The sequence below is a fragment of the Streptomyces pyxinicus genome (genome assembly GCF_024753135.1).
Classification (GTDB): domain Bacteria; phylum Actinomycetota; class Actinomycetes; order Streptomycetales; family Streptomycetaceae; genus Streptomyces; species Streptomyces pyxinicus.
In genome coordinates, this window is record NZ_JANUGP010000006.1 from 316542 (window position 1) to 324913 (window position 8372).

Annotated in this window: 5 protein-coding genes; 1 reads left to right on the forward strand and 4 read right to left on the reverse strand. The window is 72.3% G+C overall.

Annotated elements, in window-relative coordinates:
- Positions 1-75: 75 nt before the first annotated feature.
- The gene (aspS, locus tag NX794_RS11320) at positions 76-1839 is read left to right on the forward strand and encodes an aspartate--tRNA ligase (RefSeq protein WP_258778234.1); all 1764 of its coding nucleotides are present in this window, start codon (positions 76-78) and stop codon (positions 1837-1839) included.
- Positions 1840-1920: 81 nt separating this feature from the next.
- Here aspS and NX794_RS11325 read toward each other — a convergent pair whose 3' ends face one another.
- From NX794_RS11325 to NX794_RS11340, 4 genes are all read right to left on the reverse strand, one after another.
- Positions 1921-5007: an FG-GAP-like repeat-containing protein gene (locus NX794_RS11325; RefSeq protein ID WP_258778235.1), complete on the reverse strand. Its 3087-nt coding sequence runs from the start codon at positions 5005-5007 to the stop codon at positions 1921-1923.
- Positions 5008-5118: 111 nt separating this feature from the next.
- The gene (locus NX794_RS11330; protein WP_258778237.1) at positions 5119-5814 is read right to left on the reverse strand and encodes a nucleotidyl transferase AbiEii/AbiGii toxin family protein; all 696 of its coding nucleotides are present in this window, start codon (positions 5812-5814) and stop codon (positions 5119-5121) included.
- Positions 5815-5870: 56 nt separating this feature from the next.
- Positions 5871-7586, reverse strand: a complete 1716-nt coding sequence (metG, locus tag NX794_RS11335) for a methionine--tRNA ligase (protein WP_258778239.1) — start codon at positions 7584-7586, stop codon at positions 5871-5873.
- Positions 7587-7774: 188 nt separating this feature from the next.
- Positions 7775-8372, reverse strand: a 598-nt coding sequence (locus NX794_RS11340; RefSeq protein ID WP_258778241.1) for a VWA domain-containing protein, incomplete at its 5' end; no start/stop codon positions are given.

Below are 8372 nucleotides of genomic sequence, written 5' to 3' on the forward strand. Positions count from 1 at the left end.
CGGGTCCGGGCCCCGTGCCCGCGCCCGCGGGACACAGCGACCCCGCACCCCACACACGAAGGACGATGAACGACGATGCATCGGTACAGGTCTCACACCTGCGGCCAGCTCCGCGCCTCTGACGTCGGCACCGACGTCCGGCTGAGCGGCTGGCTGCACAATCGGCGCGACCTGGGCGGCATCCTCTTCATCGATCTGCGCGACCACTACGGCATCACGCAGCTGGTCGCCCGCCCCGGCACCCCCGCCTACGAGGCCCTGGACAAGATCTCCAAGGAGTCCACGGTCCGTGTGGACGGCAGCGTTGTTTCACGTGGAACAGAGAACGTGAACCCCGACCTGCCCACCGGCGAGATCGAGGTCGAGGTGCTGGAGGTCGAGCTGCTCGGCGCGGCGGCCCCGCTGCCCTTCACGATCAACACCGAGGACGGGGTCAACGAGGAGCGGCGCCTGGAGTACCGCTTCCTGGACCTGCGCCGCGAGCGCATGCACCGCAACATCATGCTGCGTACGGCCGTCATCTCGGCCATCCGCCAGAAGATGTCGGCGATGGACTTCAACGAGATGGCGACGCCGATCCTGTCCGCCACCTCCCCCGAGGGCGCCCGTGACTACGTGGTGCCGTCCCGGGTGCACGCGGGCCGGTTCTACGCGCTGCCGCAGGCCCCGCAGCAGTTCAAGCAGCTGCTGATGATCTCCGGCTTCGACCGCTACTTCCAGATCGCGCCCTGCTTCCGCGACGAGGACGCCCGCGCCGACCGCTCGCCGGGTGAGTTCTACCAGCTCGACGTCGAGATGAGCTTCGTCGAGCAGGAGGACGTCTTCCAGCCGATCGAGAAGCTCATGACCGAGCTGTTCGAGGAGTTCGGCGGCGGCCGGCACGTCACCTCGCCCTTCCCTCGCATCCCGTTCCGCGAGGCGATGCTCAAGTACGGCTCCGACAAGCCGGACCTGCGCGCCAAGCTGGAGCTGGTGGACATCACCGACGTCTTCGAGGGTTCGGAGTTCAAGGCGTTCGCCGGCAAGCACGTGCGCGCCCTGCCGGTGCCGGACGTCTCCGCGCAGCCCCGCAAGTTCTTCGACCAGCTCGGTGACTTCGCCGTCGAGCAGGGTGCCAAGGGCCTGGCCTGGGTGCGGGTGGCCGAGGACGGCTCGCTGACCGGCCCGATCGCGAAGTTCCTCACCGAGGCGAACGTCGCCGAGCTGACCAAGCGGCTCTCCCTGGCCCCCGGCCACGCCGTCTTCTTCGGCGCGGGCGAGTACGACGAGGTCTCCAAGATCATGGGCGCCGTCCGGGTCGAGGCCGCCAAGCGGGCCGGCCAGTTCGAGGACGGCGTCTTCCGCTTCGCGTGGATCGTGGACTTCCCGATGTACGAGAAGGACGAGGAGACGGGCGCGATCGACTTCTCGCACAACCCGTTCTCCATGCCGCAGGGCGGACTAGAGGCCCTGGAGACCCAGGACCCGCTGGACATCCTGGGCTGGCAGTACGACATCGTCTGCAACGGCGTCGAGCTGTCCTCGGGCGCGATCCGGAACCACGAGCCGGACATCATGCTCAAGGCCTTCGAGATCGCCGGGTACGACAGGGAGACCGTCGAGGACAAGTTCGCGGGCATGCTCCGCGCGTTCCGCTTCGGCGCCCCGCCGCACGGCGGCATCGCCCCGGGCGTGGACCGGATCGTCATGCTCCTCGCCGACGAGCCCAACATCCGCGAGACGATCTCCTTCCCGCTCAACGGCAACGCCCAGGACCTGATGATGGGCGCCCCGACCGAGCTGGACGAGACCCGCCTGCGCGAGCTGCACCTGACCATCCGCAAGCCGCAGCCGAAGTAGTCCGATACGCCCATGACGTCGGCGGAGGGGCCCGGAACCGATCGGTTCCGGGCCCCTCCGCCGTTCGTGTGCCGGTGCCGCTCAGGACAGGGACCGGTAGCCGCCCCAGCCCGACGCGATCTTGGTGCGGCCCCCGAAGGAGCCCTTGCCGTCGCCGCTGTTGCGGTACAGGTTCCCGGCGCTGTCCCGGGAGACCAGGTCGGCCCTGCCGTCGTCGGTGATGTCGCCGACGCCGACCACCGTGTCGTACGAGCCGCCCCAGTCGCCGAACACCTTCACGCGGGCCGCGAAGGTGCCGTCGCCCTTGCCGTCGTACCGGTAGAGGGTGTCGGCCTTGTCCTGGGCGAGCAGGTCACCGATGCCGTCGCCGTTCAGGTCGCCGGCGCCGACGACCTTCCGGTAGCCCCGCCAGTCGCCGTACAGCTTCACCGGGGCGGCGAGCTTTCCGGCGCCGGTGCCCTGGTGCAGGTGAACGGTGCCGGTGGCGGCGGTGCGCGTGATCAGGTCCGGGCGCCCGTCCCCCGTCACGTCACCGGGCGAGGTGAGCACGTCGTACCGCGTCCAGCCGCTGCTCGCGAGCGTGGTGTACGGCGTCTTCGGCGTGACCGCGCTGCCGCAGCCCGGCTTGTACAGGCGCAGGGCGCCGCTGCTGTACCGGACCAGGACGTCGTTGCAGCGGTCGCCGCTCAGGTCGCCGAAGGGGACCGCCTTGACGCTGGTCGCCCAGCCGGTGCCGGTGGTCTTGGCGCCGAACGTGCCGGTGCCGGTGCCGGACTGGTAGGTCAGGCCGCCCGAGGAGTTCAGGGTGAGCAGGTCGCCCCGGCCGTCGGGCCCGTCCGGGCTCGCGAAGTCGTGGCGCACGGCGGCGCCCCGGCCCAGGAAGCCCTTGCCGGAGACCACGGTGACCGGCCCTGCCGTGCCGAGGCCGGTCGCCTTGAGGGTCCAGGTGTACGCCCCGTTCGGGAAGGGCGCCCCGCCCGCGGTCCTGCCGTCCCACTCCGCCGAGATCCGCGCCGAGGCCGCGCCGCCGGTGACGGTACGGGTGCCCTTGCCGCCGGCGCCGCTCTGCACGGAGGTGAAGATCAGCGACCAGGAGGTGACCGGCCGGGACAGCCGCACCCCGGTCCGGGTGGCGGTGCCCGGCTGTACATGGCTGTCGGCCTCGGTCCCGAAGGACGTCACCGGTGACGGGGCGATGCCGGTGGTGGCCAGGTGGGTGCGCTCGTACAGGTCGGTCCAGGCGACCACGCCCGTGTACTCGTCCACGGTCCACTTGAAGCGGCGGTCCGCGGCGAGACCGGTCTCGGCGACATCGGTGGCCAGCAGCCGGGTGGTGCCGGTCGCCGCGTCGGTCAGCACCAGGGTGCCGGCGCCGTGGTCGTGGCGGACGGTGAAGCCGTCGCCGAGCAGCACGTCACCGCCGGTCACCGGACGGGCGGTGCCGGCCTTCGTGTCGTACACGCCGGCCGAGCCGGTGCCGCACGCCCAGTACACCCAGCGGCCCGCCGCCTGGAGTTCGCTCGGCACACAGCCGAGGCCGGGCACGGTGACCGTGGCCAGGGCGCGGTTCTCGGTGAGGCTGTACGAGGTGAGCGTGCCGGTGGCGGCGGCGCTCCACAGCGTCGGGCCGTTCAGCGCGGCGGCCCGCACGGACCGCTTCAGCCGCTGCCCCTGCCCGAACTCGCCCACGTACTGGGCGGGGGAGGCGCCCCCGGAGTCGTAGACCGCGTAGCCGTCGGAGACGTCGACGATCCGGCCGCCCTCGGTGTGGAACTCCAGCCGGGCGTCGGACGATCCGTCGCGGAGGGCGACCAGCCGGTCCGCGTGGCCCAGGCCGCTGCCGCCCTCGGCTCCGTCGTCGTAGGTGCCGAGGTGGACGTCCTCGGGGCCGGTACCGCTGTTGCCCCACAGCGCCGAGCAGCCGGCGCCGGGGTACGGGCACTCCGCGGTCACCTTGTCGCCGGTCGTCGGCTCGGACGCGGTGAGCCGGGTGCCGCCGTCGGTGGTGAGCGTCCGCACCGTGGTGGTGTCAGGGGTGCCGCTCGGGTCGTCCTCGGCGACGCGCAGGCTGCCCCGGCTGAGGGCGATGCCGGTCTTGGCGTTCTCGGGCGCCGGGATCCGGGCCTCGTCCTCCAGGGCGGCCGGGGTGACGCGCCGCACCCACCAGTCCGTGGCGCCGGTGCCGCCCGTGACCAGCGCGCTGTCACCGGGGGCCCGCAGCAGATAGGCGCCGGCCTGGGCGAGCAGGGTCGCCGTGCCGCCGTCCGCGAGGGACACGGCGGTCAGCGCGCTGGTGCCGGTGCCGGTGTGCAGCGGCAGCAGCAGCCGGTCGCCGGCCAGGACCGGGGTGCCGTCCAGCTGGGCGCCGGGCGCGGGCAGGTCGAGCACCTGCTCGGCGCCGCCCGGGTCGGTGCGCGGCTTGACGTGCAGGTCGCCGGAGCCGGAGTCGTACCAGCCGATCCGGTCGTCGCCGAGGACGGCGACCGGGCGGGCGCCGACGCCGGTGAACACCTTGGTGGCGACCGCCGTGGCCAGGTCGAGGTAGTACAGGCCGGTGTCCACCCGGAACAGCACGCCGTGCGCGTCGGCGGCGGTGATCGCGCCCGAGGTGACCCGGGTGCCGGCCGGGGTGAGGGGCCGGGCGCTCCAGACGCCGTCCACCCGGTCGTACAGCGCGCGCTCGGTGATCACGGTCCGACCGGCGAGCCCCCGGTAGGGCTGGTCCAAGGGGAACGCCGACGCCGTGCGCGTGGCCGGGTCCCACAGGGCGACCCCGTCGGCGGACGGCAGCGCGACCAGGTCGCCGCCCGCGCCGTACCAGGCCATCGGGCAGGTCGTGGAGCCCAGGTTCGCGCAGGAACCGGTGGGTGTGTAGACGCCGTCGGCGGTCCGTACGGTGACCGTGGTGCCGTCGGACGGGTCCGTCCACAGCAGCCCGGCGACCCCGCTCTGCCGGTGCAGGAAGCCGCTCGCGCCGGCGACCAGCGGCCGGTCGGTGCGCGGCCGGGTGCCGGCCGGGTCGGTGAGTGTGATCTCGGTGGTGCCGGCCGCCGGGGCGGCCGAGGCGGCGCCCTCCGGCAGGACGACGGTGGATACGGCCGCCACGGCGACCGCGAACGAGGAGACGGCCGCGGCCATGCCGCGCCGTCTCGGGGCGTGTCTGCCCACGTGCGTTGTCCCTCCCCGCGAGGGCCCCCGCCCTCGCCAAGTGAGCGGACTTTACCAGCAGTTTTGCCGGGTTCTTTACCAGTCCTTTTGGCGGCACGTCCGGCGGCTCTGTTACGGGGAGGGCTCCTCGCCTGACTCCTCGTCGGGCGAGGCGCCGTCCTCCAGCAGGCGTTCGGCGATGTCGTCGGACCAGTGCTGCGCCCAGGCGCGCAGCTCGGCGAGCCGGTCCTCGTCCAGGCCGTGGCGCAGGAACTCGCGGTCGGCGTAGAAGTCCGTACCGGTCAGCCGGGACTGGAGGGTGGGCAGGTCGAAGGGGTCGTGGGCGTGCCGGCGGCCCAGCTCCTCCAGGTCCGGCAGCGAGAACCGGGCGGCGGCGGCCCGGGCGTCCACCAGGTCGACGGCGGCGCCCCGGTCGTACAGCGCGCGGATCTTCGTGCCGACGGCGTCCTCCAGGGAGAGGGCCGGGCCGTAGCCGGTCAGCTCCGGGGGTCCCCAGAAGGCTTCCTTGTGCAGGGTGAGCCCGCAGTCCTCGCCGGTCGGCGGGTCGGTGACGGTCAGCCGGGCGGTGCGCACGCCGACGGGCCCGGGGCGCACCTGCCGGCCCCGCGCCTCCAGGGTGGCGGCGACCGCGCCGGCGATCCGCTCCAGCGCCTCCGGGTGCTCGGTGGCGAAGTCGAGGTCGGCGTGCGGGCGCTCCAGCAGCCCGTGCGCCTGAAGGGCGTATCCGCCGGCGAGGACCAGCCCGTGCGGGCCGCCCGCCGAGACGACGTCGGCGAGCAGCCGCCGGTGGGGTTCGAGGAGGTTCACGACACCGGTACTTTGCCAGAAGGGGCCGGAAAGGGCGGGCACGCGTGCGGGTGCGGTCAGCCCTCCGCGCCGCCGAAGCGCTCCTTGTACGCGGCCAGGTCGTCGTCCGTCAGCTTGGCGAACAGCACCGGCGGGACCGTGAAGGAGGTGCCGACCGGGACCGAGGCCAGGATCTTCGCCTCCTCGGCGGAGACCCACGTCGCGGTGTCGTCCGGCAGGGTGAACGCGGCGCGCATCGCCGCCGCCGAGGCCGGGATCAGGGGCTCGGAGACGACCGCGTACAGGTGGATGAGGTTCATCGCCGTACGCAGCGTGAGGGCCGCGCCGTCCTTGTCGGTCTTGATCTCCAGCCAGGGGGCCTTCTCCTCCAGGTAGGAGTTGCCGGCCGACCACAGGGCGCGCAGCGCCGCCGCTGCCTTGCGGAACTGGAGGGCCTCCAGCTGCGTCTCGTACTCGGCCAGCAGGCCCGCGATCTCCTCGCCGAGCCGGGCCTCCGCCGCGCCGGGCGTCCCGCCGGCCGGCACCTCGTCGCCGAAGCGCTTGCGGGAGAAGGACAGGACGCGGTTGACGAAGTTGCCGAGGGTGTCGGCCAGGTCCTTGTTGACCGTGGCGGTGAAGTGCTCCCAGGTGAAGGACGAGTCGTCCGACTCCGGGGCGTTGGCGATCAGGAAGTAGCGCCAGTAGTCGGCGGGCAGGACGGCGAGGGCCTGGTCGGTGAAGACGCCCCGCTTCTGCGAGGTGGAGAACTTGCCGCCGTAGTACGTCAGCCAGTTGAAGGCCTTGACGTAGTCGACCTTCTTCCACGGCTCGCGCACGCCCAGCTCGGTGGCCGGGAACATCACCGTGTGGAACGGGACGTTGTCCTTCGCCATGAACTCGGTGTACCGGACGGTGTCGTCCGCCTCGTACCACCAGGACTTCCAGTCGCGGTTCTCCGGGTCCTGGTCGGCCCATTCCTTTGTCGCGCCGATGTACTCGATCGGGGCGTCGAACCAGACGTAGAAGACCTTGCCCTCGGCCGCCAGCTCGGGCCAGGTGTCGGCCGGGACCGGGACGCCCCAGTCCAGGTCGCGGGTGATCGCCCGGTCGTGCAGGCCCTCGGTCAGCCACTTGCGGGCGATGGAGGAGGCGAGTTGCGGCCAGTCCGCCTCGTGCCGGGCCACCCAGGCCTCGACCTCGTGCTGGAGCTTGGACTGGAGCAGGAAGAGGTGCTTGGTCTCGCGGACCTCCAGGTCCGTGGAGCCGGAGATCGCGCTGCGCGGATTGATCAGGTCGGTCGGGTCCAGGACGCGGGTGCAGTTCTCGCACTGGTCGCCGCGGGCCTTGTCGTAGCCGCAGTGCGGGCAGGTGCCCTCGACGTAGCGGTCCGGCAGGAAGCGGCCGTCGGCCGGGCTGTACACCTGGCGGATCGCCCGCTCCTCGATGAAGCCGTTCTCGTGCAGCTTGCGGGCGAAGTGCTGGGTGATCTCGCGGTTCTCCGGGGAGGAACTGCGGCCGAAGTAGTCGAAGGCCAGCGCGAAGCCGTCGTAGACCGCCTTCTGGGCGTCGTGCGCCTGGGCGCAGAACTCGTCCACCGGCAGGCCCTGCTCCTTGGCGGCCAGCTCGGCGGGGGTGCCGTGCTCGTCGGTGGCGCAGATGTAGAGGACGTCGTGGCCGCGCCGGCGCAGGTACCGGGAGTACACGTCCGCCGGGAGCATGGACCCCACCATGTTGCCCAGGTGCTTGATCCCGTTGATGTACGGAAGGGCGCTGGTGATGAGGTGTCGAGCCATCGCGGGCTGCTCCCAGGTCGGGTTGTTTTGCGAACCTTGAAATGGTAGCCGAGAGGGGTGGGCCGCCCGCTTCCCGTTTTACAGGGTGGGAAGGGGCGGCCTGCGGGGGCCGGGCGGCCTGCCGGGTGCCGGGTGGCGGGTGCCCGGCGGGGTGACGGGGGTGCGGCGCGTTTACGGGCGCCGGTGCGTCACGGGCGCCAGTCGGTGAGGAGGCCCGCGTACAGTTCCGCGTCCGTCAGCTCGCGCGGGGTGGGGCCCGCGTGGAAGAAGGCCGTGTTGGGGGTCTTCAGCTTGCGGAGGTAGTCGAAGGCCTTGTTGTCGTGCTCACCGAAGGCGACGAAGGAGAAGAAGACGGCCGGGTGGGAGTCGGCGGCGGCGGTGAGGGCCTGGGTGGCGGGGGTCTTGGCGTCGGGGGCGCCGTCGGTCTGGAACACGACGAGGGCGGGGGTGCCGGGGTCGGTGTTCTTGTCGTAGTGGGCGAGTACGGCCTCCACGGCGGCGTGGTAGCTGGTACGGCCCATGCGGCCGAGGCCGGCGTGCGCGTCGTCGACCTTGGTCTCGTGGTCGGCGGTGAGGGTCAGGTCGGTGGTGCCGTCGACCTCGGTGGAGAAGAAGACGACGTGGACGGTGGCCTCGGGGTCCAGGTGCGCGGCGAGGGCGAGGGACTGGTCGGCGAGGGCCTGGGCGGAGCCGTCCTTGTAGTACGGGCGCATGCTCGCGGAGCGGTCCAGCACGAGGTAGAGCTTGGCTCGGGTGCCGGTCGCGTTCTGCTTCTTCAGGGTGGCG